The sequence below is a fragment of the Acidisoma sp. L85 genome (genome assembly GCF_009765865.1).
GTDB lineage: Bacteria > Pseudomonadota > Alphaproteobacteria > Acetobacterales > Acetobacteraceae > Acidisoma.
This window is the reverse complement of the sequence record NZ_LMUQ01000039.1, coordinates 287543-310916: the sequence shown is the minus strand read 5'-3', so window position 1 is coordinate 310916 and position 23374 is coordinate 287543. Positions and strand designations below refer to the sequence as shown.

The window sequence follows — 23374 nt, the reverse complement described above, 5'->3', positions numbered from 1 at the left end:
GAGTTAAGGTGCGGGGAATGGGCGAAGTGGCGTAGAAGGTCGCCATGCCTCAACCCTTCCTCGGCCAAGGCCGCGCCCGCTGGCGGCGGCGACTCGTCGATGCCCTCCTGTTGCCTTTCGCGCTTATGCTCGTGCTCGGCGAGGCGATGCTGCGCTCGGGGTCGCGCGTGCTGCGGCGCTGGACGCCGGTTCGCCATCTTGAGGCGCGTCTGGCCCGGCTGCCGCCTTGGGCGATCCTTCCGCTGTTTCTCATCCCGGAGGCAATGAGCCATGTCGGCGGCTTCTATGCCGCCTTCCTCTTCGCCCACAAGCAATACGCCGCGGCGACCGCCGTCGTGGTGCTCATCAAGGGAGTGGGGGTGATCATCGCCCTCTGGATTTACCAAGCCTGCCGCCCTGCTCTCATGACGATTGGCTGGTTCGCATGGTTGCATGGCAAGGTTGAGGCGAGCCGCCGCTGGGCGACCAGCATCGTGGGGCCGAGCTGGCGGAGGGTCCGCGCGGGCGTAGCGCGGCTTCTGCGCGGCAACCACGGCGCCGTCAGCTCCGGCCGCCGCTTCGCCGCCTTACGGTCGCGCCTCGCGACACGCTTCGCACGCGACCCGACTAATCCGTGATCGACCGCCCGGCTTGAGGAACCGCGGCCGATTCCCAAGTCGGAGATCGGTTCATCATCAAGACGAAGGAGGCCGCGATGCCGGCAATTCTATTATGGCTGCTGGGGATCCCTATCCCGATCATCATTTTGCTGCTGATCTTCCACGTGCTCTGAGGGCGTGATCTTGTATCGAAGGGCGACCAGAAAAATCCGTCATGGCACGCGAAGGCGTGCCACCCACGCCTTGCTTCGTCGCGCAAGCGAAGGCGTGGATGCTCGGCCTTCGCCGAACATGACGTGTTGGCGCGCTTAATCAGCCGGATGCGCCAGCCAGTCCTCGACCAGCCGACGCGCGATGCTGTCGCCGCCCGGCAATTGGAAACCATGCTCCTCGGGTGACAGGCACATCGCGCGGGTGAACCAGCGGGCATCCGCCAGTTCCGCGTCGTGCAGGGTGATCTCCTCGGTCAGCCCCTCCGCGTAAAAGCCCAGCATCAGCGACGCCGGAAACGGCCAGGGCTGGCTCGAATGATAGGCGACATGGCCGACCCGGATGCCGGTTTCCTCATAGACCTCGCGCGCGACCGCTTCTTCCAGGCTTTCCCCCGGCTCCACGAAACCCGCCAGCGTCGAATACATCGCCGTCGGGAAACGCGAGGCGTGGCCGAGTAAAATGGAATCGCCGCGCGTCACCAGCATGATCACCGCCGGATCCGTGCGCGGAAAGTGATCCGTGCCGCAGCCGGTGCAGTGCATGACATGCCCTCCGCCCGTCGGCTCACAGGGCGCGCCACAAACACTGCAGAACCGGGTCCGGCTACGCCAGTGCAGCAGCCCGCGCGCATGAGCGAGGATCGATGCCTCGCCTGCCGGCAACAGGCTCGCGATCCCGCGTAAATCGCCAAACGCGCCATGATCGGGCGGCAGCAGCGCCGCCGGCTCCTCGGTCGCGCTGAGATCGACCGTGAAGATAGGCCGCCCGCTCCACATGCCAAGGAAAACCCACTCCGCTGGCTCAACCGCGCCGCGCAATGCCGCGGTCGGCTCGACAAAAACCGCCGCCGGCGCCTGTTCGCTTCGCAGCAGACTCTTGGTGCGCCACAGCGGCACCACCAGGGCGGTCTCCGCCGCGATCGCATCCGCAATCCACTCCGCATCCGGGCGTCGCTCCGCCATGCGGTCAAGCGGGCTGCCGGTGTACATATTTTTGCGGGAGGGTCTGATAGCGTTCATGGGTCTTGGTCGCATGGCCGCCGCGAGCGGACAACCCAGCGCGACACTTGCAGCGGGAAGGCTGCCACGCGATAATACCGCGTAGGGGGGTCGGCGGTGGACGGGCACCTCGCCAACCCGGTCAGGTCCGGAAGGAAGCAGCCGCAACGAGTTTCCGCTCGGGTCATCGTCCGGCCCCCCGCTTCTCCAGGCGCCCGCACTCAGCGCCCTCTCCCGGCCACGGTCCATATCCGCTAGAGAGGTCGTGTGGCCGATCTCGATTCCCCCGACGACACCCTGCCGATACCCGAAGGCCCCGGCCTGTTCGGCGATGCGGCGACGCCCGCGCCTTCATCCCGCCAGGCCTCCTACCGAGTCCTCGCCCGCGCCTATCGCCCGACGCGCTTCGAGGATTTGATCGGGCAGGAGGCGATGGTCCGCATTCTGCGCCGCGCCTTTGCCACCGGCCGCATCGCCCATGCCTTCATGCTCACCGGCGTGCGCGGCACCGGCAAAACCACCACCGCCCGCATCATCGCCCGCTGCCTCAACTGCACCGGCCCCGACGGCGCCGGCGGCCCCACGGCCGAGCCCTGCGGCGTCTGTTCCAACTGCCGTGCCATCATCGCCGACCGCCACCCCGACGTCATCGAGATGGACGCCGCCAGCAACACCGGCGTCGACGACGTACGCGAAATCATCGAGGCCACGCGCTTCCGCCCCATGGAGGCCCGCACCAAGGTCTTCATCATCGATGAAGTGCACATGCTGTCGCGCAACGCCTTCAACGCGCTGCTGAAGACGCTGGAGGAGCCGCCGCCGCATGTGAAGTTCGTCTTCGCGACGACCGAGTTGCGCAAGGTTCCCGTCACCGTTCTGTCCCGTTGCCAGAAATTCGACCTCCGCCGCGTCCCGGCCGCCGAACTCGCCGCCCACTTCACCCGTATCGCCGAGATCGAGCGCGTCGCCGTCTCCCCCGAAGCCATCGCCCTGATCGCCCGCGCGGCGGACGGTTCCGTGCGCGACGGTCTTTCTCTCCTCGACCAGGCCATCGCCATGGGGCCGGGCGACGACGGGGCCACCGTCAGCGCCGATGCGGTGGCGGACATGCTGGGCCTCGCCGATCGCGGCCTCGTCCTCGACCTCATGGAAGGCGTCATGGGCGGCCAGCCGGCGGCGGCCCTGGCGGCGCTGGACCAGGCCCATGAGCGCGGCGCCGATGCCGGGCTGGTGCTGCAGGACATGCTGGCGCTGGCCCATGTGCTGAGCCGCCTTAAAGCCTCGCCCGACCTGCGCCAAAGCCCCGACCTGCCCGAGGCCGAGCGTTCCCGTGGCGCGGCGCTCGCCGACCGCCTCAGCATCCCCATCCTCGGCCGCGCCTGGCAGATGCTGCTGCGCGGCGTGCAGGAGGTCGAGGCGGCGCCCGATCGCCGCGCCGCCACCGAGATGGTGCTCATCCGCCTCTGCTACCTCGCCGACCAGCCCCCGCCGGGTGAGCTGGTTCGCCGTCTGACTTCAGGCGAACCCAGCGCGCCCCGCCTGCCCGCACCCGCCGCCGCGCCGTCCCCCACGCCCGTCGCAGTAGCAACCGCTGTCGCAGCACCGCCCTTCGCGGTTGAACCGACCCGCGTGGAACAGCCTCGAGCGGACACGCCCCGCGCCTTCGCGAGCTACGGCAATACCAAAACCCAGGCCGCCATGGCTCCGGCTCCGCAGCCACTCGCCGAAGCGCCTCCGCCCGAAACTCCTTCGCCGGACGCCCCCCCCGCCTTGCCCGCGAGCTTCCGCGACGTGGTGATGCTGGTGCGCGACCTGAAGGAAGTCCGCCTCTACGGCCACCTACTGCACTCGGTCCATCTGGTCCGCTTCGCGCCTCCGGTCATCGAGTTGCGGCCGCAGCCCGAGGCGCCGCGCGACCTCGCCTCGAAACTCGCCGCCCTGCTCGGTGAGGCCACCGGCACCCGCTGGACCATCGCGCTCTCCGCTGCTCCTGGCGACCCCACCATCGACGAACAGCGCCAGACCGCCGAGCAATCGCTGCTGGCCGAGGCTGGTGAGCACCCGCTGGTCCGCGCCATCCTGACGAGTTTCCCCGGCGCCAAGTTGCAAGCCGTGCGCGATCCGCTGGCCGAGGAATTCCCAGCGCCGCCCGCTCCGGTTATGCCGGCCGCCGAAGCCGGGCTAGAGATGCCGCCGGACATGCCGGATTTCGCGCCGCCGGAGGCGGAGCTGGTCGGCTCGATGAACCCGGACCTGGATTACGAGGCCGAGATGGCGTTGGAGGAAGATCGATGAAGAACCTGGCCGGGCTGATGAAGCAGGCGTCGCAGATGCAGCAGAAAATGCAGGAAATGCAGGAATTGCTGGAAAGCCGCGAGGTCGAGGGGCAGGCCGGCGCCGGCATGGTGGTCGTGACGCTGAGCGGCAAGGGCGACATGCGCCGGGTCAAGATCGACCCCAAGCTCGCCGATCCGGCCGAGATGGAGATGCTTGAGGATCTGATCCTCGCCGCCCATACCGACGCCAAGCGCAAGGTCGAGGCGCTGGCCGCCGAGGAAATGCAGAAGGCGACGGGTGGTTTGCAGCTTCCAGCCGGGATGAAGCTGCCCTTCTAGGCGTATCGGCTAATGGGCGGCCCGGAAGTCGAGCGGCTGATCGGGCTGCTGGCACGCTTGCCCGGCCTCGGCCCGCGCAGCGCCCGCCGAGCGGCGCTCCGCATGCTGCAACAGCCCGAGGCCCGTATGGTGCCTTTGGCGCAAGCGCTGGTGGAGGCCGCCCGCGCGGTGCGGCCCTGCGAGCTTTGCGGCAACCTCGACAGCCAGGACCCCTGCGCCATCTGCGCCAATCCTGAGCGCGACCGCTCGCTGATCTGCGTGGTCGAGGGTGTCGGCGATCTCTGGGCTCTGGAACGCGCGCAAGCGCATCGCGGGCTGTACCATGTGCTCGGCGGCACTTTGTCGCCGCTGGCAGGGGTGGGACCCGAGGACCTCAGCCTGACCCCGCTGCTGCGCCGCATAGCGGAGGGCGAGGCGCGCGAGGTCATTCTGGCTTTGGGCGCGACAGTGGATGGTGCCGCGACGGCGCATTGGCTGATGGATCGTCTGGCGGCACTGCCGGTGGAAGTGTCGCGAGTTGCCCAGGGCGTCCCGATTGGGGGCGCGCTGGAGGTGCTGGATGACGGCACACTGGCGACGGCTCTGCGCGCAAGACGGGTTGTTTAAGATGTCACTCAAAGGCCGCACGTAACGGGATTGTTACATCCCAAAACGAGAACCTTTGCCGCTTGGCACACGATTTGCTGGATTATCGAAACATTTCAGCAAGGAGTGGCGATTGTGAGCGATCAGACCAGACCGGCGCTCTCCGAGCATCATGCCGCTCGCGCCCATGCGAAGCGCGCCTGGCTCGACTCGCACGAACATGGCTACGACAAAGGCCTCAAACCCCGTCAGGTCACCATGATCGCGATCGGCGGCGCGATCGGCACCGGTCTATTCCTCGGCGCCGGCGGGCGGCTTCAGAGCGCCGGACCTGCACTGGCGCTGGTGTATCTGGTCTGCGGTGTTTTCTCGTTCCTCATCCTGCGCGCTCTCGGCGAGCTTGTGATGCATCGCCCGACGTCAGGTAGTTTCGTATCCTATGCACGGGAATTTCTAGGCGAACGCGGATCCTTCGTCGCCGGTTGGCTCTATTACTTGAACTGGGCGATGACCGGCATTGTCGATATCACCGCCGTCGCGCTTTACATGAAATATTGGGGCACCTTCTCGGATGTGCCGCAATGGCTCTTTGCCCTGGCGGCGCTTGCGCTCGTCACGGTCATGAATATGATCGCCGTGAGCTGGTTCGGGGAGATGGAGTTCTGGTTCTCGCTGGTGAAGGTGACGGCGCTGGTGCTGTTCCTGATTATCGGCGTGGTTTTCCTGATCAGCGGCCATCACATCGCCGGCCACACCACGGGACTGCATCTGATCGCCGATCATGGCGGCATTTTCCCGCATGGTCTGCTGCCCGCCATCATCATCGTGCAAGGCGTCGTCTTTGCCTATGCGGGCGTGGAGCTGATCGGCACGGCGGCAGGCGAGGCGCAGGATGCGCGCCGGGTCTTGCCGCGCGCCATCAACAGCGTGATGTGGCGCATCGCCCTTTTCTATGTCGGCTCCGTGGTGTTGCTGGTGCTGCTGCTGCCTTGGACCGCATACAAGGCGGGCGTGAGCCCCTTCGTCACCTTCTTCGGTGCGCTCGGCGTGCCGGGTATTGGCTCCGTAATGAACGTGGTCGTGCTTACGGCGGCGCTCTCCAGCCTGAATTCGGGATTGTATTCCACAGGCCGCGTCTTGCGCTCGCTGGCCATGGGCGGTTCCGCGCCGCCCTTCGTCGCGAAGATGAACGTGCATAAGGTGCCCTATGGCGGCATCCTTGTGACAGTCGCGATCTATCTCATCGGTGTCGTGCTGAACTATATAGTGCCGTCCAGCGTGTTTGAGATCGTGCTGAACATCGCCTCGCTCGGTATCGTAAGCACCTGGGGCTTCATCATCATCTGCCAGATGATGTTTCGCCGCGCCGTGAATCGTGGCGAACTGCAAGGGGTGGATTTCCGCATGCCCTTCGCGCCACTGACATCGTGGCTCACCCTCGCCTTCCTGTTCGGTGTGCTGGTTCTGATGGGCTTCGACTATCCCGATGGTACCTTCACGATCGTTGCCATCCCCTTCGTGGCGGCGGCGCTCGCGATCGGCTGGTTCTACCTCAAGCGCAGCGCGCTCATCAGCCCAACCATTCCTTCCTTCCTGCTGACCCGCGCTGTCGAGGACGACGACTCAGATCCCAAGTAATTTGGTCACACCTCGATACGGCGGAATGCGCGTTGCGGCGCATTCCGCCGTAAACATTACTGCCCTCGTTCGATCCCCACCGCCGCGCCGCGCGTAAAGATCGCCGTTAGCGTGTCGCCCACTTTTACGTTGGGGAGGCGCGCCTGCATCTGTGGGTCGGTTACCGGCAGCACCTCGACACGGCCGCCGTCCGGCGGTGCCAGCGAGATCGTATTCGCCGAAGGGTCGACACCAACGACGAGGCCCGTCACCACCAGCCGCGCATGCGCGGCGATCGTCGGATCTGCCGCGCCTGGCGCTGAGGTTTTCGACTTGGTGGTCAGCGAATCGGGCGGCAGCGGCGTGCCGCGGCCGGACAGTACGAAGGATACGGCCTGATGGTAATGCAGCACGATGACATCGCCCTGCTTCAGCCGCTCAGCTCCGGAAATCGTCGGGTCATAGGTCACGAACAGCGGTGCGCCCGAGGCGTCCCGCACTTCGAGCAAATGCGACGTTGGATTGGCCATCACCACCAAGGCGCGGATCGTCACGGTCTGGCTGCTGCCGGCGCCGCCCATGGCCGAGGCCTGAGCCAGTGCATGTCGGGGCAGCATCGGCGCCGCAAGCAAAAGGGCGCCGAGCACCCAAGGAACGCGGGCGAATTTCATGGATGGAATCCTCTTTTATTTAATATTCAGCCGAAACGATGTCGCAGCACTGCCACCTGCTCAGGGGTGAGCAGGCGAATCCGGTGTCCTTCTAACATTAAATGAAGCTTCGCGGTCTCCTCCAACTCCTCGATCGCCGCCGCTGCCGCCGAGAGGGAAGTGCCCGCCACCACCGGCCCGTGATTGGCCAGCAGCACCGCATGATGCTTGCCTACCAATGGCCGCACCGCCTCGGCCAGCGCGGTGTCGCCGGGCGGGAAATAAGGCACCAGCGGCAGGCGGCCGACGCGCATCACGTAATAGGCGGTGATCGGCGGCAGCACGTCCTCCGGATCGATGTCGGCGAGCACGGAGACCGCGACGGAATGCGTCGAATGCAGATGCACCACGGCGCCAGCATCGGGCCGACCCTCATACATCACGCGATGCAGAAAGGCCTCCTTGGTCGGCGGCTCGCCGGCGATGAGGCTTCCGTCAGTGGCGATATGAGAGAGGCGGGCGGGGTCGAGGTCCCCCAGCGTCACATTGGTTGGTGTCATCAGCCAGCCATCCGGCACCGCGACGCTGATATTGCCCGAACTGCCAAAGGTCAGGCCCCGCGCATAGAGGCTGTGGCCGAGGCGGCAGATGGCCTCGCGCGCCGCGGCATGGCTCACAGCGGCTGCTCCATGGCGGTGAGGGCGCGGGCGAAGAAATCGGGTCCGCCGAAATTGCCGGACTTCAGGGCGAGCACGAGGTCCCTGTCGCCAATGGTCCGCAGCACCGGCACGCCGGGTGCGATCTCGGGACCGAGCAGGAACGCGGCCAGCCCGAGCCGGTCGACCACGGCGCCGGAGGTCTCGCCCCCTGCGACCACCAGCCGCCCGACACCGGCATGGACCAGGCCCTCGGCGATGGTCGCCAGCGCCTGCTCGATGGCATGTCCGGCAGCGGCGCCGCCATGCTTGGCTTGCAGCGCTGTCACATCCTCTGGCATGGCACTGCTCGCGATCAGCACCGGGCCAAGTGCAAGGCGCGACTTGGCCCAGGCGAGCGCTTCCACTGCCTCGGTCGCGCCCTCAGTCACCAGGCGCTCGGGCGAGAGGTGGCGCACCGGCATCGCGTGTTCGGCGACGGCGATCTGCTCCAGCGTGGCGCGGGAGCAACTGCCGGCGATGATGGCGGCATGACCAGGTGGCGCCGCGCGTTGATCGCCGCTTGCCGACGCTGCCGTCACCCGGCCCCGAGCCACCAGGGCGCGGGCGAGACCGAGGCCGAGACCTGAGGCGCCGGTCGAAAGCGGGTTGTCGAGCACAGCCTCGCCGATGGTCTCCAGATGGCGATCGAAGATGGCGTCGATGATGGCGTCGCCATAGCCCTCGGCGGCCAAGGCCGCGAGCGCTTCCCGCAAAGCCTCGACTCCCGCTTCGACGGTGGCGATCGGCACGAGGCCGACAGTGCTGCTGCTCTGGCGCGCGAGGACGCGGACGAGATTGGCGTCGCGCATCGGGTTGAGCGGGTGGTCCTTCAGCGGACTCTCGTTCAGCGGGACGGAGCCGACATAGAGGTTGCCCTGGAACACGGTCCGGTTGGTGCCGGGGAAAGCGGGCGTGACGGCGACGATCGACGCGCCGCAATCCGCCCGTAGCGCATCCGTTACCGGTCCGATATTGCCGGCATCGGTCGAATCGAAGGTCGAGCAGATCTTGAACAGCACATGGCTCGCCCCGGCGGTGCGCAACCAGCGGTCGGCCAAGCGCGACAAAGCGATGGCTTCCTCCGCCGGGATCGAACGGCTTTTGAAGGCAATCACCATCGCATCGACCTCCGGCAGGTCGAGGCCGGGGGCGGGAAGGCCGATGGTCTGGATGGTGCGCAGACCTTGGCGCGTCAGCGTATTCGCAAGGTCGGAGGCACCGGTATAGTCGTCGGCGATGCAGCCGAGGACGAGGGTCACGCGCGACCCCTCCACGGCGCGAACCAGCCGAGGCCGGCTACGGTGTCTCCCGCCGGGCGGTATTCGCAGCCGACGAAACCGTCATAGCCGAGCCGGTCCAGAGCGGCGAAGACATAGGCTGCGTCTAGCTCGCCGCTATCCGGCTCGTGCCGATCGGGAACGCCGGCGATCTGCACATGGGCGATCAGGGGCATCATGGCTTCCAGCGCTTTCGTCACGTCGCCATGCATGATCTGGCGGTGGTAGATGTCGAATTGCAGCTTCAGGTTCGGCAACTTGAGTTCCGTGATGAGCGCGGCAGCCCAGGCGAAGTCGTTGAGGAAATAGGCGGGCATGTCGCGGCCATTGATCGGCTCGATCACCAGCGTGATGCCCTTCGGCGCGAGACGTTCCGCCACCATCCGGACGCCTGCCCGATAGGCCGCCACCGCTGAGGTGTTTTCGCGCGAGGCGTTCCCGGCCATGAGGTGGAGCGTCTTGCAGCCCGTCGCCGCGGTGTAGCGCAATGCGGTGTCCACGCCGGCGGCCAACTCGTCCGCACGGGCAGGGAGTGCCGCGAGGCCGCGTTCGCCGAGCGCGAAGTCGCCGGGCGGCAGGTTGAACAGGGCCTGGGTCAGGCCGTTACGGCGAAGGGCGTCTCCCACGGCTTCCGGCGTGTGATCGTAGGGAAAAAGGAATTCCACCGCCGTGAAGCCGGCCTCCGAGGCCGCGGCGAAGCGGTCGAGGAAGGGATGCTCCGTGAACATCATACTGAGATTGGCCGCGAAGCGGGGCATTGGCGCGCGTTTCCTGACGCTGTTTGTCGGGAGGCTAGATCAAAAATGACGAGTCATGAAGGTGCTGGGCGAATTCGCGAAGCGGCGCAACGCGCCATGATATTATTCAGTGCAGGCTCAGTGTTGAGCGATCGTTCAGCATCTGTTAATGGTCGCGTGTCGGGTGTCATGCGCCCGAAAAGCAGGGGGACAGCCCGATGTCGATGATCCTGGAGCGGCCGAATGTCGCGAACCCCGTGCCGACGCTGCCCGCGACGCTCTATCGCGATCCCGCGCAGTTCGAGCGCGAGCGGCAGGCGATCTTCACCAAGGAATGGCTGCTGTATGGCCGCAGCGACCAGCTCGCGAAGCCCGGCGACTATCTCGCGCTCACCATCGTCGGTTATCCGGTCGTCGTCGTCCGCCAGAAGGACGGCACGCTGAAGGGTTTCCACAACGTGTGCCGTCATCGCGCTGCGGCGCTGGCACAGAATCCGGAAGGCGCGTTTTCCGGCGGCATGATCCGCTGTCCCTATCATAGCTGGACCTATGAGCTGAATGGCTGCCTCAACCGCTCGCCGGGCTTCGGTGCCGAGAAAGGCGCGATCGATCCTGCGCAGTGGTCGCTCTTTCCGATTTCCGCTGACGAGTGGCGCGGCCTTGTCTTCGTGCGGATCGCGACAGCGGGTCCGACGCTCGTGGAATGGCTCGGTCCCATCGTGCCGATGGCGGCGCAATATCCGCTGCAGGACCAGCGCTTCTTCATGGAGAAGAACCAGGAGGTCGCGATCGACTGGAAAGTCTACGGCGAGAACTATCTGGAATGCTACCACTGCCCGAATATGCATCCGGGCCTTTGCGAATCGCTCGACATCTCGAAATACACGATCGATTCTTATCCGGAGGATGGGTTTTTCCATCTGTATGGCCCCAAGCGTGATGGCGGCTTCACGGATGGTCTGTATTTCTATCGGTTCCCATTCCTGATGCTGAACTTCTACCAATGGGGCAGCTCGATCGCGACCGTGGAGCCACTGGGTGCGGGGCGGCTGCGTCACATCAATTGGTATTTGTTCTCCGACCTTAGCCCGGAGAAGGCTGAGGAGAACCGGCGCTCGGCTGAATGGTCGGCGCAAATCGTCGCCGAGGATATGGATATGAACGTGACCGTGCAGCGCAACTTGGAAATCGGCGTCTATGATCGCGGCATTCTTTCGCCGAAGCAGGAGCGCGCGGTCGGCGCCTTCCAGAATATGGTGCGCGCCGCCATGCCCGGCCTGGAAGGCTGATCCGGATGCTTGACGCTATCGCCCCCGGCCAGGCCGCGCAGACGGCCGCCAAGACCTATGATGCCGTCATCATCGGCAGCGGCCATAACGGTCTTGTCTGCGCCAATTATCTTGCCCGCAAGGGATTGAAGGTCGCGGTGTTGGAGCGCCGCCACGTGATCGGCGGTGCGGCGGTGACGGAGGAGATCGCGCCCGGTTTTCGCGCCTCGATCTTCTCGTATCTGATGAGTCTGCTGCATCCTCGCATCATTAAGGACTTCGACCTCAAGCGGCATGGGCTGACGGTATTGCCCTGCTCGGACATGATCTCGTCGGTGTCCTATGACGACTACATCCTGTTTTCCGAGGATATGGCGAAAACCCAGGCAAGCTTCGCCAAGTTTTCGCTGCACGATGCCGAGATCTATCCGGCTTTCGACGCCTATCTGAAGGAGGCGACCAAGGTCGTGCAGTCCCTCTTGTGGGAAACGCCGATCGATCCGTCCAAGGCGAATTGGAAGAATTTCCGCGAAGGCGCTGGTCTGCTGTGGAAGTACCGCCGCATCGGCAAGAAGATGTATCGCCTCGTCGATCTCCTCACGATGAGCGCCTATGACTATCTCAAGGAATGGTTCGACGACGACCGCGTGATGGCATGCCTCGCCTATTACGCCTCGATCGGAACCTTCGCGGGGCCGAAGAGTCCAGGGACCGCGTATGTCATCATGCATCACATCATGGGAGAGCATGAGGGCGCCGGCGGCTGGGGCTTCATCAAGGGCGGCATGGGTTCGATCACCCAGGCGCTCGCCGCGGCCGGGCGGGAGATGGGCGTCGAGATCTTCACTGAGACCGCGGTCGCCGAAATTCGCGTGACCAATGGCCGCGCGAGCGAAGTGGTGACGACGAAGGGCGATGTTTTCCGCGCCCGCGTCGTGGCTTCGGGCGCCAATGCCAAGGCGGTCTATCTCGACATGCTGGACGAGAAACACGTGCCGCCGGAGGTGCTGCGAGAGGTGCGCGGCTACCGGACTTTCTCCACTGCCTTCAAGATGAACATCGCCTGCGAGCGGCCGCCGCAATATCGCATCCTGGAGAAGGCTCGGGCCGACGGTTCATTGGGCAATTTCCCCTACCCAACATACTGCCACATCGCGCCGGATATCGATTATCTCGAACGCGCCTATGATGATGCGAAGCACGGCTGGTATTCGTCCGAGCCCTTCATGACGCTTTGCACGCCGACCATCGTTGATGACACGCTGTCGCCGCCGGGCAAGCATGTGGTGAATGTTTTCGGTGGCCACGCGCCCTATAAGCTCAAGAACGGTGACTGGGGCGTCGAGAAGGAGAAGTTCAAGTCGATCGTGCTGAAGACGATCGACAACTACGCGCCGGGCTTCTCAAATGACGTCATCGCGGCGCAGACATTGGTGCCGCCCGATCTAGAGGCGATGATCGGCGTGCCGCAGGGCCATATCTTCCATGGCGAGCTTTCAGCCGACCAGCTTTTCTTCCAGCGCCCGGTTTCCGGCTATGCCGATTATCGCACGCCGGTGAAGGGTCTTTACCTCTGCGGCGCCTCGACCCATCCGGGTGGTGGCGTGTCGGGTATTCCCGGGCACAATGCGGCGCGCGAGATCCTGCGAGACATCCGGGGGCGGAAGGTTTAGCGCCCGGAGGGATCAAGCCGCTTGCCGCGGCTTGGTCGTCTTGGTCAGCGTGAAATCGACATGCACTGAGTCATAGGGGAAGACCACACCGCCATCGGTGCGGTCGATCACTCCGGCCTGGATAAGCGCCGTTACATCTCCGTGAACGGCTTTGACGTCTCGCCTGACGCGGCGCGCGACCTCGCGGATCGACATTTCGCTCTGCCCAGTCAGCGCTTGCAGGATCTCCCAACGCTTCACGGTGAGCGTCTGCACAAGCAACTCAAAGGAGCCGAAAGAAATGTAAGCGCCTTGATGCTCGCCCTTGAAAGCGGCGCGGGCGCGGGGGCCGACATCCTCGCGCGTAGCGACCGAAAGTGTCACGTTGTTCATTCGGGTCTCCATCGGTCCACATCCTGCCAAAAATCCCCGAGAAGTTCATCGGGCGTCCTGAAGTCGTAGGGCGCCTCAAGACCGCCGATATGGCGATGGTCGCCTTTCACGGCTTCATTGTCGTAGCGGAACACACAGAGCTTAGCGACGACATAGGCCAAGGCATGTTTGTAGCTATGCGCTGATCCGGCTACCGGTCGCGGCACCTGCCAAACCCGCAACTCCACAAAGGCATCGACCCGGAGCTGGAGGCGCTCATGAAGCAGGAGCCGAGCTTTCATGTTGGAAATTACTCCAACACGCGGGTGATGTCAATCGCTCCAACGCCGTGCTGCGTTTATTTCCGTGTCGTGATGGTCTGAGGACGTCTACCTGTCCTCACGTGTGTGCCTTAGTCGCAGGACGAAGATTGTCCCGTCGCAGACCTCGTAGCGAATCTAGTAGTGGCCGACGAAGATCCGGCGGATGTGATATGGGCTGAACTCGTCGAGCTTTTCGCCAAGATGCGGGTGTTTGGTTAGCCATAACGGCGCGGCGGTCAGTGAACGCACGATCTCCCCGGCGGCCTTGGCATTGACCGAGGCTAGGAAGTCATGGAGGCGTGACAGGTCGGATAAGGCGCGGCCCGTCCACCGTAGATTCAGGGCGTAACGGTAGGGGCCGGAAGCGGCGCATCGCTGCCGAGGCTATCGGCCCAGGCTTGCACGGCCTGGTGGTCTATAACCTGCCCTGCATCGACCTCGGCCATCGCTTCCAGCGTTAGCCGCCGCCGCTCTTCGTCCTGCTCGATCCAGGCGGTCAGGGCCTGCTTGACGATCCAGCCGCGCGAACGCTCCAGCCGGGCCGCGAGCAGATCGACCTTCTCCGCGAGCGGCAACGGACGAGGGTCGTCAGGACTCTCGTCTCCATGAGGACACTCCACTAATCACACCCAATCATCATGATTGGGTGTGATTGCCGCAAGCCGATTATTTCCGTGTTGTGACGTCCCGGCCGCTCTCGTCACCGAGCACATCCACCACGTAAAGCTCCGACACCAGCACCAGGGCGGCGGCGGCCAGGGGGCTCGCCATGATGATGCCCATCGGGCCGAAGACGGTGCCCATGAAGGTCATCGACAGGATCAGCAAAGCGGGCGGCAGCTTCACCATTCGGTCCTGCACCAGGGGCGAGACGACATAGCCCTCGACGAGATGACAGACGCCGAAGACAAGCAGCGTCATCAGCACCATGTGCCAGCCGGAGCCGAGGGCTATGGCAAGTGCCGGGATCGCCGCCAGGATGGCGCCGAAATAGGGCACGAAGGTCAGCAGACCCGCCAGCACGCCCAAAGCCAAAGCGAGAGGCATGCCGACCAGCATCAGGCCGATGGTGGTCAGGACGCCGACCACCAGCATGTCCACGAGCTGGCCCATGAACCACCAGCGCCAGGCATGGGCGACTTTGCCCATCACCTCGCGGATGCGGACACGGCGCGGCTCAGGCACCAGCTTGACCAGACCTTTGGTGTAGAGGTCGGGATTGGCCGAGAAATAGAGCATCGTCACGATCAGCACGAGGAAGGAGGCCACGCCCTCGATCGAGGCCCCGGCGGCGGCCGCCGCGGGAGCGGCGAGCGACTTCGGGTCCGGCGCGCCCGAGGAGGCCTTTTGCATGATCATGCGGCCCCAGCTGGTCTGGCCGTAGCGGTTCTTGAGGTCGGTGCCCTCCTGGATGAGGTGCTTCACAAGGTCCTGACCCTGCTGGAGCAGCTGCGGTCCGACCCAAACGCAGAAGCCGACGATGAGCAGCAGGATCAGCAGGCTGATGATCGCGAGGGCCCAATGCGTCGAGAGCGGGGAATGGCGCGCTACCCGCTCGGCCGCGCCGCGCAGGGAGACGGCGAGCAGGGTGGCGAGCAGCACCAGCAGCAACTCGCCATGGAGCAGCCAGAGCACGATGCCGGCGAGAATGAGACCGATGCCCCAGACCAGCGTGTTGCGGATCGAAAGGTCGGCGGCGGCGATCTTGGTGGAGCCGAGCACGTTGTGGCTAATCCTTCACGGTGGCGCTGCGTGCGGCGGAAAGCCGCATAAGTTCGGCGGCGGTGGTTTGGAAGACATGGGCGGGGCTGCCCGCCGCTGCCCAGATTGTGTCGAAGGCGAGCAGATCTTCATCCAACAGGGTGACGGGTGCCGTGGCATGGGCGATGGGTGGCACGCCGCCCGGCGCGAAGCCGGTTTTCTCGCGCACGAAGTCAGGATCTGCGCGGCTCACGCCTTGGCCCAGTTCCTTCGAGATTCGGGGCAGGCTGATACGGTTGGGTCCCGAGGCGATGACAAGCACCGGGGTATCGCCGATGCGGAAGACGATGGATTTCGCGATCTGCCTCGGGCTGCAGCCGATGGCGGCCGCGGCCTCGGCGGCCGTGTGGGTGCTTTGGTCGAACGTCTTGATGGTGTCGGGGTGGCCAGCCGCGCGCAACGCGTCGCGCACTTGCTCCACCTCCGCCGGGCTCTCGTCGGCCATTCTCGCTCCGCCGTGGTTCATCTCACCTATAGATGGCATGAACTAAGCCACTGTCGATCCGTGGAGTTTTTGTGAGCCTGTCATGACCGATCTTGCGGCACCGGCGATCGAGCGCCTTCAGCGGCATCCGGGCTTCGCGCGTGTGCCGAAAGTTGGGGAGCGCGGCTACGAGCCGCCTCGCCTTGGCGATCCGTTGGTCCTGCCCGTCGAAGAGGCGACGCGGGGGCGGCTACTGGAACGCGGCGTAACCGTGAACGGTTCGGCCGGGGTGGGGTGCGTCGTCATTGTCGATGCGCGGTTGACGGGGCTGGAGCTTGGGATCGGCTTTCGGGGTCATGACGACTGCACCGTCATCATCGGTATGGGTGGCCCGCTGGCCGGCGAGGTTAACTTCTGGGGGCCCGGCGGCCTGGCGGGTTTCGGCGGCTGCGGCACCATGCACGGCTCGCGCATCGCATTGACCATCAATGCGGGCTGCGCGGCCTATTTCGCGCCCGGTTTCACGTCAGTCGGCAGCCAGTGGCTGGTGGAGGAAGATGCGTCAGGTCCCTGCTGCGTGATGGCCGGGGACGACAGCATGGTCTCCTGGGATGTGTGGTGCCGGAATTCCGACTCGCACGGAATCTTCGATATCGCGAGCCTCGCCTTGATCAACCCGGCAAGGGACCTCGTGCTCGGCGCCCATGTCTGGCTGGGACAGGGGGTCCGCATCTCGCGAGGCGTGACAATCGGTGCCGGCAGCATCATCGGCTTAGGAGCGGTCGTGGCGCAGGACATTCCGGCGCGGGTCGCCGCCGTCGGCACGCCCGCGCGGGTGGTGCGGGAGGGTGTGACCTGGTCTCGCGGGCGGCAGCCGACCGAGGCGCAGATGCGCGCAATGGTCGAGCGGTTATAGCCACGTTGGAACCGCTCGCCCTCTATATCCACTGGCCCTTCTGCCTCGCGAAATGCCCATACTGCGACTTCAACAGCCATGTGCGGGATGTCATTCCGCAGGCACGGTTCCGCGCGGCCCTGGTGCGTGAACTGGAATGGGAGGCCGAACGCCTCGGCCCGCGCCCGCTGCGCTCCATCTTTTTCGGCGGCGGCACGCCGAGCCTCATGGAACCGGAGACGGTCGCCGCGCTGATCGCCCGCGCGCTGGAGCTATTCGTGCCGGTGGCGGATCTGGAGATTACGCTGGAGGCCAATCCGACCAGCATCGAGGCAGGGCGTTTCGCGGGTTTCCGGGGGGCTGGCGTCAACCGCGTCTCGATTGGTGTGCAGAGCCTGGATGAGGCAGCGCTGCGGATGCTGGGGCGGGAGCATTCGGCGACCCAGGCGGTGGCGGCGCTGGAAATCGGGAGGCGGCTTTTCCCGCGTATCTCCTTCGATCTTATCTATGCGAGGCCGGACCAGACCGAGGCGGCCTGGCGTACCGAGCTGCGCCAGGCGCTGGACCTCGCGGCGGATCACCTCTCTCTGTACCAACTGACGATCGAGCCTGGCACCGGCTTCGAGGCGCGGCACCGGCGCGGGGAAATCATTCTGCCCGAGGGGGACCTCGCGGCGGCGCTCTACAACGCGACCGGCGAGGAGGCGGCCCGATTCGGGCTGCTGCCTTACGAGGTGTCGAATTACGCGCGACCGGGTTCTGAAAGCCGGCACAACCTCGCTTACTGGCGCTATGGCGATTACGTGGGCATCGGCCCCGGCGCGCATGGCCGGATCATGCTGGGCGACCGGCTTGTCGCGACGCGGCGGCATCGGGCGCCGGAGATCTGGGCGGCTCGGGTCGAGGCGCAGGGGCATGGCTCCGGCGAGGAGCTTACGGTCGGCACCGAGGATCGCGGGCGGGAGATGCTGCTCATGGGGCTGCGCCTGACGGAAGGCGTGCCGGCGAGCGCCTTCGCGGCGCGGACTGGGCGGACACTGGAAGAGGCGGTCGATCCCGAGATTCTCGAGACGGCGATCGGGGAGGGGTACCTGGTCTGGTCGGGCGATCGGTTACGAGCGACCTTAGAGGGACGGCTGCGGCTGGATCCGCTGCTGGCGGCGTTGTTGAGGTAGGTTTGGATGTGTGTGACCCGCGACGGCTGCGCATGGGCGAGTCGCGCCCAATGTTCCGAGCGTCATGGCATGCGAAGGCATGCCATCCACGCCTTCCTTGGGCATGCGGCCGGTTCGGGTAAGGCGTGGATGGCACGCCTCCGCGTGCCATGACGGGGGAGGCCATGACTTTGCGGCGGTAATATTTCAGGCTGAGTGGACGTGACGCGGAGTTCCCAAGCCTCAACCCAGCGGCGACACCTCGCGCGCCATTCTGTCGCGGCGCGCCTGGCGGATCTCGCTCGTCACCACCATGCCGCCGCTCAGCAGAATGAGGCCCGCGCCGAGGAAAACGCCGACCGCCGGGATGTCGCCGAACAGCAGGTAGCCGAAGACGAAGCTCCACAGCAGTCCGCTGAATTCCATGGGCGCCACGACACTCGCCTGGGCGCGCTTGACGCCCTCGATGAGCAGCAGTTGCGCGGTGGTCGAGATGAGGCCGAGGCTCAGCATGAGGGCGGAAGCGGGGAGTGTCGGCGTGCGCCAGACAAAGGGCAGCGTGCCGCCGCAGACCACCACGAAGATCACGCCGATCAAGAAGATCTGGTCGTAGCCCCGAATCTGCGCCGCGATCTGGCGCATCAGAATCATCGTATAGGCCCAGATTATGGCTGCCGCGCCGACGCAAAGCACCGGCAGCAGCGGGCTGGACCCGCGCGGATGCGCCGCCAGCACAACACCGACAAAGCCGATGCCTAGCGCGAACCAACGAACCAGTGTGACCCGCTCGCCGAGCATTGGCCCGGCCAGCACGGCGACGATCAGCGGGCTTGCGAAGTAGATCGTGATCAGCTGGGCGAGGCCGAGATAGCGCGCCGAAGAATAATAAAGCAGCCAAGCCGTGAGGGTGAGGAAGGAGCGGACGAGCAGCTTGTTGCGCACCGGAGAGAAGAGCCCGCGGGTAATCACCCCGCGCCCACCGAGCGAGAGGCAGAGAACGACGACCGTCAGGCTGCGCATGAAGAGGATTTCGCCGGAGGCGTAATGAGCGACCAGCGCCTTGACCAGCGCATCATGAGCCGCAAAGGCGGAGTAAGCGCCGAGAACCAGCAGAAGCCCGGAATGCTGCGCGAGCACCGGCGGGAGCCGGCCGAAGCGTTCCATGAGCGCGCGTGACCTGCGCTGCAGTCGTATCATGGCGGAGGCTTGTCCCGAGGTCGCGTGCTATCCTGTAGTTTGGCACGTCATCAGTCGTTGGAGGATCGTTCTTATCACCATGGAGTCCCGCGGCCGTGCCTGGCCACCGACCTCGCCACCTTTGCCGCCCGGACTCGATCCGCGGTCGGCGGCGGTATTGCGGGAGATCGTTGAGCAATATGTCGAGACCGGGGAGCCCATGGGCAGCCGCACCTTGTCACGACGCCTCCCAGTCTCGCTGTCCCCCGCCACCATCCGCAACGTCATGGCGGATCTGACCGAGGCAGGCCTACTTTACTCGCCGCACGTCTCAGCCGGACGATTGCCGACCGATCGCGGTCTGCGGCTGTTCGTGGACGGGCTGCTGCAATTCGGCGAACTGGCGGAGGAGGATCGCGACGCCATCGATGTGGCTTTGCTCAGCCATGGCCGCAGCCTGCAGGACACGCTGGCGGAAGCCTCGCTGCTGCTCTCGGGCCTCTCCTCGGCCGCCGGGCTCGTTCTGGCGCCGAAGGCGGAAGGCGCGCTGAAGCACATCGAATTCGTGCCGCTCGCCTCGGGCCGGGCGCTGGTGGTCTTGGTCTCGTCCGACGGACAGGTCGAGAATCGGGTGATCGACATCCCGCTGGGCGTGCCGCCCTCAGCTTTGCAGGAGGCGAGCAACTTTCTCAACGCGCGCCTCGCCGGGCGAACTCTGGCGGAGTTCAAGCTGGATGTGCGGGATGAGATGGCGCAGGACCGCACCACCCTCAACGAACTGGCCGCCAGCATTATCGAGGCCGGGCTTGCTACCTGGGGCGGAGAGGGGCGGGGCGGCAACCTCATTGTACGGGGTCAGGCGCGGCTGCTCGCCGATGTCGATCAGATCGAGAAGCTGGCCTCGATCCAGACACTGTTTGAGCGCCTTGAGACGCAGGAGACGATGCTGCGCCTGCTGGAACTCGCCGAGACCTCGGACGGGGTGCGGATCTTCATCGGCGCCGAAAGCGGCTTGTTCGGCAGCGCCGGCGTCTCGATGATCGTGGCGCCGGCCCGCAACGCGCGGGACCGGATCGTGGGCGCCATCGGGGTGATCGGGCCGACCCGTCTCAATTACGGACGGGTGATACCGGTTGTGGATTACACCGCCCGGGTTGTGGGACGCTTGCTCGGGTGATGCCCGGAAGTCACATATCTGTCAGATTGTCCCACAGAAAGACTTTCCGCCCGTTCATGTCTTTGACATGTTCCGGAACTAGGTTGATGGTCCGGCGTCAGAAATCGAGCTCCAATTCGGTAATTTCCTGAGGTTCTTCCTGTGCGGCGGCCACCCATTCGACCATCTCGGGCCACGCCAGGATGGTGCGGCAATACCCGGCCGAACGCCCTCCCACCGCGACATCGTAGGTCTGCAGGCGAGTGACGACGGGCGCATACATTGCGTCTGCGACCGAGGGGCGTGCTCCGAATAGGAAGGGGCCACCCCATTCATTGAGGCATTCTTCCCAGATTTCCAGGATTCGATCGATGTCGCTGCGCGCCGCGGACCAGAGTTTGAAGCCGGGGCGATGGGCGTGGAGATTCATGGGCAGCGAGTTGCGCAGAGCCGAAAAGCCCGAATGCATTTCGCCGCTGATAGCGCGGCACAGCGCGCGTGCCTTGGGTTCCTCAGGCAGCATGCGCGCATCTGGTCTCAGCTCATTGAGGTATTCGGCTATCGCGAGCGTGTCCCATATGGATATCTCGCCGTGGATGAGCATCGGTAGTCGAATGGACGATGATTGCAGAAGCAGCTCCGCGCGCGCGACCGGATCGTCGGGCGATGCCGTTTCCTCGTGAAATGGCAGGCCGGAGAGGCGCATGATGAGCCAGCCTCGCAGTGACCAGGAGGAATAGTTCTTGCTGCTGATGAGAAGCGTGGCCTCTGTCATGGGCGAAGCCCTTTCGCGGGGGAAGGCGTCGATACCCTACCAGTACGCTGGTCTGGGGCGAAACGATCGCGCGCAGAGAATGGAAGATTCTGGCAAGTCGATTTTCTACGACATGGCGCGTCCCGTAGCGGGTCTGCCGTTTTCGGACGTGGTGGCGGCTGCCGGCACGCCAATGATCTATCAGCTCTACCAGGCGCAGGCGGATGCCATGGCGCCGATGCGCCAGATGGCGAAATTCGCAGATACGCTGTTGCATCAGATGAATCTTGCCTCGCCCTATGCTCTTGGCTGGCGACAGGCGGCGGCCGTCTGCGAAACGATGTGGCGGACCGAGGTCCTGCATGAGCGCCCGGCTTTCGGTTTTCGGCCGGTGACGGTGGGCAACCAGGCTTTCACGGTGACCGAGGAGGTTCTGCGGGAAACGCCCTTCTACTCGCTGCTCCATTTCCGCAAGGAAGGCGCGCCGCGGCAGCCGCGTGTATTGGTCGTGGCACCGATGTCTGGCCACTTCGCCACTCTGCTGCGCAATACGGTCCAGACGCTCCTCGCTGATCACGATGTGTTCATCACCGATTGGAAGAACGCGCGGGAGGTTCCGCTCGCCGCCGGAGCCTTTGGCTTCGACGACTATACGGATCACGTGATCGACAGCCTGGAAGCGATCGGTCCGGGCGCGCATGTGCTCGGTGTGTGTCAGCCCGCCGTGCCGGTGCTGGCCGCCGTGGCGGTGATGGCGCAGCAGGACAATATCGCGGCGCCACGCAGCATGACGTTGATGGCGGGACCCGTGGATACGCGGGTGTCACCAACGAAGGTGGATCACCTCGCCAAGCAGCATCCGATCGAATGGTTCGAGGAGAAGCTCATCGGCGTGGTGCCCTGGAAGTTCAAAGGCGCCAACCGGCATGTCTATCCAGGGTTCCTGCAGCTCGGGTCGTTCATCGCGATGAATTTCGACCGCCATCTACGGGCTCAAGTTACCCAGTGTCGCAATATCGTGGGCGGCGACGTTCCAAAGGCCGAAATGCATCGGCATTTCTACGACGAGTATCTCTCCGTTATGGATCTTCCGGCGGAGTTTTTTTTGGAGACCGTGAAGCGGGTGTTCCAGGACCATGACCTGGCGCGCGGCTGTCTCACCCACCGGGGAGAGCTCGTCGATCCTGGGGCGATCCGCCGCACCGCCGTGCTGACGGTGGAGGGCGAGCGGGACGATATCTGCGGTATCGGCCAGACGATGTCCGCGCTGGATCTGTGCAGCGGCCTGCCGGCAACGATGAAAAGCCACCACCTGCAGACGGGCGTCGGTCACTACGGCGTCTTCAGCGGCAGCCACTGGGCGCGGGAGATTTACCCCAAGGTGCGCGCGATGATCGAGGCGACGAACTGAGGGGCGCCCGTAGTCCCGCGAGAGGAATTGCGTGAAGTAGGCTGTTTACAGGTTGCTTCACCCGGAAATCGGCGGACCGCCGTAGTAGCGGTAGCCCGCCGCATAACCGCTCGGACGAAATTAGACTCCGAGAAACCCACGGGCTTTCGTGATTAGACCTGTAGTGCTGGACACAGGGCCCCGTGGCTTGTATGGGCGGATGACGTTGTTGGGGATTTCGACCATATAGGCAAACCGGCGATTGTTCTGCTCCAGCTTAAATCTCTGCTCGTGTGTCAGGTTTGGGCCGAGTTGACGAGCATTCTCGAGCGCTAGGCCGAACATCTGGGCGTGCGGCACGTCTTGCGGCTTCAGCCGCAACATACGTACTTTGTCGACATTTTCGATCTTGGGCATCGGCCTGACTTTCCTTGGTTGCTAGTCAGAACCAGATCTAGGTTGGTTCAGTAAACGAATCCGAAAAACGGCAAGCCGATTCATTTCGGCTAGATTTCGATTTGATTTGGAATCAAAGGTGCTACCCTCATCGAAAGCGACATGTCGTAGGACATGGCCCAACCTGACGGAATAGCTTTTCTCCGCATTCAGCTATGCTACAGAAGCCCGATCGGAGATTGTGTCTAACAGTGGCGCTTGAGCATTGCTCGCGACACCCAAATTAAATGCGAACGGACCAGCGCCAGGAGTGCCCTCATGACCGACCACGTCTATCGCCTCATCGAAGTCGTCGGCTCTTCCGAGACGAGCATCGAGGACGCTATCCAATCCGCCGTTACGAAAGCCTCCGCCACGATCCGGCATATCCGCTGGTTCGAGGTCATCGAGACCCGGGGCCAGGTCGAGAACGGCAAGGTCCACTACTACCAGGTGACTCTCAAGATCGGCTTCTCGATCGAGGATGAGCACGTCCACCTGCAACCCTGAGCCGAAACGCGCGCGCGGGAGCGGAGGGCTGATCTTCGCCCCGCGCGTGCGCAGAGTCTCGCCTATCGGCGGAGCCCGGCGTATCTAGGAAGTTTCCGGCGTCTTGCGCCGGGAC

26 protein-coding genes and 1 other RNA gene are annotated in these 23374 nt (G+C 64.7%); 13 read left to right on the top strand and 14 right to left on the bottom strand.

Annotated features, from left to right (window positions below):
* Positions 1 to 44 precede the first annotated feature (44 nt).
* Entirely contained in the window at positions 45 to 617 is a 573-nt protein-coding gene (locus GSQ83_RS11755) for a hypothetical protein (protein ID WP_158803059.1), read from the top strand.
* Between the two features lie 290 nt (positions 618 to 907).
* On the opposite strand, the gene nudC is transcribed toward GSQ83_RS11755, so the two are convergent.
* Positions 908 to 1831: an NAD(+) diphosphatase gene (gene nudC / locus GSQ83_RS11750; protein WP_158803058.1), complete on the bottom strand. Its 924-nt coding sequence runs from the start codon at positions 1829 to 1831 to the stop codon at positions 908 to 910.
* Positions 1832 to 1915: 84 nt separating this feature from the next.
* Between nudC and ffs the strand changes: the two genes are divergently transcribed.
* The 5 genes from ffs to ansP all read left to right on the top strand — a co-directional run bounded on the left by ffs (position 1916) and on the right by ansP (position 6648).
* Positions 1916 to 2014: signal recognition particle sRNA small type (gene ffs / locus GSQ83_RS11745), an RNA gene on the top strand.
* Between the two features lie 63 nt (positions 2015 to 2077).
* The gene (locus tag GSQ83_RS11740; protein WP_158803057.1) at positions 2078 to 4105 is read left to right on the top strand and encodes a DNA polymerase III subunit gamma/tau; all 2028 of its coding nucleotides are present in this window, start codon (positions 2078 to 2080) and stop codon (positions 4103 to 4105) included.
* Positions 4102 to 4425 carry a YbaB/EbfC family nucleoid-associated protein gene (locus tag GSQ83_RS11735; protein ID WP_158803056.1) on the top strand — a complete coding sequence of 108 codons (324 nt, stop codon included), beginning with the start codon at positions 4102 to 4104 and terminating at the stop codon, positions 4423 to 4425. The genes GSQ83_RS11740 and GSQ83_RS11735 overlap by 4 nt, the downstream gene beginning before the upstream one ends.
* A gap of 12 nt (positions 4426 to 4437) precedes the next feature.
* Entirely contained in the window at positions 4438 to 5031 is a 594-nt protein-coding gene (gene recR, locus GSQ83_RS11730; RefSeq protein ID WP_158803055.1) for a recombination mediator RecR, read from the top strand.
* Positions 5032 to 5145: 114 nt separating this feature from the next.
* Positions 5146 to 6648, top strand: coding sequence for an L-asparagine permease (gene ansP, locus GSQ83_RS11725; protein WP_254065630.1), 1503 nt, complete (start codon positions 5146 to 5148; stop codon positions 6646 to 6648).
* Positions 6649 to 6704: 56 nt separating this feature from the next.
* On the opposite strand, the gene GSQ83_RS11720 is transcribed toward ansP, so the two are convergent.
* Genes GSQ83_RS11720 through otnI form a run of 4 tightly spaced genes read right to left on the bottom strand, consistent with a single transcriptional unit; the run spans position 6705 to position 10010 of the window.
* Positions 6705 to 7298 carry a hypothetical protein gene (locus GSQ83_RS11720; RefSeq protein WP_158803054.1) on the bottom strand — a complete coding sequence of 198 codons (594 nt, stop codon included), beginning with the start codon at positions 7296 to 7298 and terminating at the stop codon, positions 6705 to 6707.
* A gap of 26 nt (positions 7299 to 7324) precedes the next feature.
* A complete protein-coding gene (gene otnC, locus GSQ83_RS11715; RefSeq protein ID WP_158803053.1) occupies positions 7325 to 7954 on the bottom strand; it encodes a 3-oxo-tetronate 4-phosphate decarboxylase in 630 nt (209 codons plus the stop codon).
* The gene (gene otnK, locus GSQ83_RS11710; protein ID WP_158803052.1) at positions 7951 to 9234 is read right to left on the bottom strand and encodes a 3-oxo-tetronate kinase; all 1284 of its coding nucleotides are present in this window, start codon (positions 9232 to 9234) and stop codon (positions 7951 to 7953) included. The genes otnC and otnK overlap by 4 nt, the downstream gene beginning before the upstream one ends.
* Positions 9231 to 10010: a 2-oxo-tetronate isomerase gene (gene otnI / locus GSQ83_RS11705; protein ID WP_158803051.1), complete on the bottom strand. Its 780-nt coding sequence runs from the start codon at positions 10008 to 10010 to the stop codon at positions 9231 to 9233. The genes otnK and otnI overlap by 4 nt, the downstream gene beginning before the upstream one ends.
* A 197-nt stretch (positions 10011 to 10207) precedes the next feature.
* Between otnI and GSQ83_RS11700 the strand changes: the two genes are divergently transcribed.
* Together GSQ83_RS11700 and GSQ83_RS11695 are read left to right on the top strand one after the other, a co-directional pair.
* Positions 10208 to 11278, top strand: coding sequence for an aromatic ring-hydroxylating dioxygenase subunit alpha (locus GSQ83_RS11700; RefSeq protein ID WP_158803050.1), 1071 nt, complete (start codon positions 10208 to 10210; stop codon positions 11276 to 11278).
* 5 nt (positions 11279 to 11283) lie between these two features.
* A complete protein-coding gene (locus GSQ83_RS11695; protein ID WP_158803049.1) occupies positions 11284 to 12930 on the top strand; it encodes an NAD(P)/FAD-dependent oxidoreductase in 1647 nt (548 codons plus the stop codon).
* 12 nt (positions 12931 to 12942) lie between these two features.
* On the opposite strand, the gene GSQ83_RS11690 is transcribed toward GSQ83_RS11695, so the two are convergent.
* From GSQ83_RS11690 to GSQ83_RS11665, 6 genes are all read right to left on the bottom strand, one after another.
* Complete coding sequence (locus GSQ83_RS11690) at positions 12943 to 13302, bottom strand: transcriptional regulator (RefSeq protein WP_158803048.1); 360 nt, start codon at positions 13300 to 13302, stop codon at positions 12943 to 12945.
* A complete protein-coding gene (locus GSQ83_RS11685; RefSeq protein WP_158803047.1) occupies positions 13299 to 13583 on the bottom strand; it encodes a DUF6516 family protein in 285 nt (94 codons plus the stop codon). The genes GSQ83_RS11690 and GSQ83_RS11685 overlap by 4 nt, the downstream gene beginning before the upstream one ends.
* Before the next feature lie 156 nt (positions 13584 to 13739).
* Positions 13740 to 13946, bottom strand: coding sequence for a type II toxin-antitoxin system RelE/ParE family toxin (locus GSQ83_RS11680; protein ID WP_216850072.1), 207 nt, complete (start codon positions 13944 to 13946; stop codon positions 13740 to 13742).
* Entirely contained in the window at positions 13943 to 14179 is a 237-nt protein-coding gene (locus tag GSQ83_RS11675; protein ID WP_254065629.1) for a CopG family ribbon-helix-helix protein, read from the bottom strand. The genes GSQ83_RS11680 and GSQ83_RS11675 overlap by 4 nt, the downstream gene beginning before the upstream one ends.
* A 91-nt stretch (positions 14180 to 14270) precedes the next feature.
* Positions 14271 to 15326: an AI-2E family transporter gene (locus GSQ83_RS11670; protein WP_158803045.1), complete on the bottom strand. Its 1056-nt coding sequence runs from the start codon at positions 15324 to 15326 to the stop codon at positions 14271 to 14273.
* Positions 15327 to 15333: 7 nt separating this feature from the next.
* Positions 15334 to 15810: a YbaK/EbsC family protein gene (locus tag GSQ83_RS11665; RefSeq protein ID WP_158803044.1), complete on the bottom strand. Its 477-nt coding sequence runs from the start codon at positions 15808 to 15810 to the stop codon at positions 15334 to 15336.
* A gap of 82 nt (positions 15811 to 15892) precedes the next feature.
* On the opposite strand from GSQ83_RS11665, the gene GSQ83_RS30485 reads away from it, so the two are divergent.
* Positions 15893 to 16705, top strand: a complete 813-nt coding sequence (locus GSQ83_RS30485; RefSeq protein ID WP_158803043.1) for a hypothetical protein — start codon at positions 15893 to 15895, stop codon at positions 16703 to 16705.
* Between the two features lie 5 nt (positions 16706 to 16710).
* Positions 16711 to 17859 (top strand): radical SAM family heme chaperone HemW, encoded by a 1149-nt coding sequence (gene hemW / locus GSQ83_RS11655; RefSeq protein WP_158803042.1) that lies wholly within the window; start codon positions 16711 to 16713, stop codon positions 17857 to 17859.
* 222 nt (positions 17860 to 18081) lie between these two features.
* Here hemW and GSQ83_RS11650 read toward each other — a convergent pair whose 3' ends face one another.
* Complete coding sequence (locus tag GSQ83_RS11650; protein WP_158803041.1) at positions 18082 to 19002, bottom strand: DMT family transporter; 921 nt, start codon at positions 19000 to 19002, stop codon at positions 18082 to 18084.
* A 112-nt stretch (positions 19003 to 19114) separates the two neighbouring features.
* Between GSQ83_RS11650 and hrcA the strand changes: the two genes are divergently transcribed.
* On the top strand, positions 19115 to 20191 hold the full coding sequence (hrcA, locus tag GSQ83_RS11645; RefSeq protein ID WP_158803153.1) for a heat-inducible transcriptional repressor HrcA: 1077 nt from the start codon (positions 19115 to 19117) through the stop codon (positions 20189 to 20191).
* Between the two features lie 97 nt (positions 20192 to 20288).
* Here the strand turns inward: hrcA and GSQ83_RS11640 are convergent, their stop codons facing one another.
* A complete protein-coding gene (locus GSQ83_RS11640; protein ID WP_158803040.1) occupies positions 20289 to 20945 on the bottom strand; it encodes a glutathione S-transferase family protein in 657 nt (218 codons plus the stop codon).
* A 79-nt stretch (positions 20946 to 21024) separates the two neighbouring features.
* On the opposite strand from GSQ83_RS11640, the gene GSQ83_RS11635 reads away from it, so the two are divergent.
* Positions 21025 to 22335 carry a polyhydroxyalkanoate depolymerase gene (locus GSQ83_RS11635; RefSeq protein ID WP_371417998.1) on the top strand — a complete coding sequence of 437 codons (1311 nt, stop codon included), beginning with the start codon at positions 21025 to 21027 and terminating at the stop codon, positions 22333 to 22335.
* A 120-nt stretch (positions 22336 to 22455) separates the two neighbouring features.
* Here the strand turns inward: GSQ83_RS11635 and GSQ83_RS11630 are convergent, their stop codons facing one another.
* A complete protein-coding gene (locus tag GSQ83_RS11630; protein ID WP_158803039.1) occupies positions 22456 to 22731 on the bottom strand; it encodes a hypothetical protein in 276 nt (91 codons plus the stop codon).
* A 297-nt stretch (positions 22732 to 23028) separates the two neighbouring features.
* Here GSQ83_RS11630 and GSQ83_RS11625 point away from each other — a divergent pair, with 297 nt between their 5' ends.
* Positions 23029 to 23259, top strand: a complete 231-nt coding sequence (locus tag GSQ83_RS11625; protein ID WP_158803038.1) for a dodecin — start codon at positions 23029 to 23031, stop codon at positions 23257 to 23259.
* Positions 23260 to 23374 lie beyond the last annotated feature (115 nt).

What these genes read in the sequence shown, in the direction of transcription:
- GSQ83_RS11650 (WP_158803041.1), bottom strand. Translation starts at nt 19,002, where the DNA reads ATGGAACGCTTCGGCCGGCTCCCGCCGGTGCTCGCGCAGCATTCCGGG.
- nudC (WP_158803058.1), bottom strand. Translation starts at nt 1,831, where the DNA reads ATGAACGCTATCAGACCCTCCCGCAAAAATATGTACACCGGCAGCCCG.
- GSQ83_RS11755 (WP_158803059.1), top strand. Translation starts at nt 45, where the DNA reads ATGCCTCAACCCTTCCTCGGCCAAGGCCGCGCCCGCTGGCGGCGGCGA.
- GSQ83_RS11630 (WP_158803039.1), bottom strand. Translation starts at nt 22,731, where the DNA reads ATGCCCAAGATCGAAAATGTCGACAAAGTACGTATGTTGCGGCTGAAG.
- GSQ83_RS11665 (WP_158803044.1), bottom strand. Translation starts at nt 15,810, where the DNA reads ATGGCCGACGAGAGCCCGGCGGAGGTGGAGCAAGTGCGCGACGCGTTG.
- GSQ83_RS11625 (WP_158803038.1), top strand. Translation starts at nt 23,029, where the DNA reads ATGACCGACCACGTCTATCGCCTCATCGAAGTCGTCGGCTCTTCCGAG.
- GSQ83_RS11690 (WP_158803048.1), bottom strand. Translation starts at nt 13,302, where the DNA reads ATGAACAACGTGACACTTTCGGTCGCTACGCGCGAGGATGTCGGCCCC.
- hrcA (WP_158803153.1), top strand. Translation starts at nt 19,115, where the DNA reads ATGGAGTCCCGCGGCCGTGCCTGGCCACCGACCTCGCCACCTTTGCCG.
- GSQ83_RS30485 (WP_158803043.1), top strand. Translation starts at nt 15,893, where the DNA reads ATGACCGATCTTGCGGCACCGGCGATCGAGCGCCTTCAGCGGCATCCG.
- GSQ83_RS11635 (WP_371417998.1), top strand. Translation starts at nt 21,025, where the DNA reads ATGGAAGATTCTGGCAAGTCGATTTTCTACGACATGGCGCGTCCCGTA.
- otnI (WP_158803051.1), bottom strand. Translation starts at nt 10,010, where the DNA reads ATGCCCCGCTTCGCGGCCAATCTCAGTATGATGTTCACGGAGCATCCC.
- GSQ83_RS11640 (WP_158803040.1), bottom strand. Translation starts at nt 20,945, where the DNA reads ATGACAGAGGCCACGCTTCTCATCAGCAGCAAGAACTATTCCTCCTGG.
- GSQ83_RS11720 (WP_158803054.1), bottom strand. Translation starts at nt 7,298, where the DNA reads ATGAAATTCGCCCGCGTTCCTTGGGTGCTCGGCGCCCTTTTGCTTGCG.
- GSQ83_RS11735 (WP_158803056.1), top strand. Translation starts at nt 4,102, where the DNA reads ATGAAGAACCTGGCCGGGCTGATGAAGCAGGCGTCGCAGATGCAGCAG.
- GSQ83_RS11695 (WP_158803049.1), top strand. Translation starts at nt 11,284, where the DNA reads ATGCTTGACGCTATCGCCCCCGGCCAGGCCGCGCAGACGGCCGCCAAG.
- GSQ83_RS11685 (WP_158803047.1), bottom strand. Translation starts at nt 13,583, where the DNA reads ATGAAAGCTCGGCTCCTGCTTCATGAGCGCCTCCAGCTCCGGGTCGAT.
- GSQ83_RS11700 (WP_158803050.1), top strand. Translation starts at nt 10,208, where the DNA reads ATGTCGATGATCCTGGAGCGGCCGAATGTCGCGAACCCCGTGCCGACG.
- recR (WP_158803055.1), top strand. Translation starts at nt 4,438, where the DNA reads ATGGGCGGCCCGGAAGTCGAGCGGCTGATCGGGCTGCTGGCACGCTTG.